The following is a 434-nucleotide window of genomic DNA, read 5'->3' on the forward strand; positions in this document are numbered from 1 at the left end:
GGATCCGTCCGACAGCAGCACGAAGGTGGGCGTGATCCAGGGTCGCCGTGCCAGTGCCAGCCCATCGGGATAGGGGCCATCCACGTCGACATGCAGGATCGGCGCGGCCCGCCCCGCGGCCGAGGTCGCATAGCCCGGCCCGATCTGCGCATGCCAGGCGCGGCAATGGTGGCAGGCGGGCGATTCGACCATCATCAGCCGCCAGCCCGACGGCGGCGCAGCCCGCACCCCCAGGGGCAGCATCACGGCCGCGGCGCCCATCAGGACGGTGCGGCGGGACAGGATGGACATGACGGGACCTCCACGCGGGATCGCGCCAGGTTACGCCTTGCCGGCCCATGGCACAAGGTCGACGGGGTTGCCCCCCGGCGGTGGCTGGTCCAGTGTCTCGCGCAAAGCGGGACAAGGCGGCGATGACGACGGACGATCTTCTG

The 434-nt window shown here is 71.4% G+C and carries 1 protein-coding gene; it reads right to left on the reverse strand.

The window, feature by feature from the left end; translation table 11 throughout:
• The coding region (locus TW83_RS17080) for a hypothetical protein (RefSeq protein ID WP_052714963.1) at positions 1-291 on the reverse strand (291 nt) is incomplete at its 3' end.
• Between the last annotated feature and the right edge of the window lie 143 nt (positions 292-434).

Source organism: Paracoccus sp. S4493 (assembly GCF_000967735.1).
Lineage (GTDB): Bacteria > Pseudomonadota > Alphaproteobacteria > Rhodobacterales > Rhodobacteraceae > Paracoccus > Paracoccus marcusii.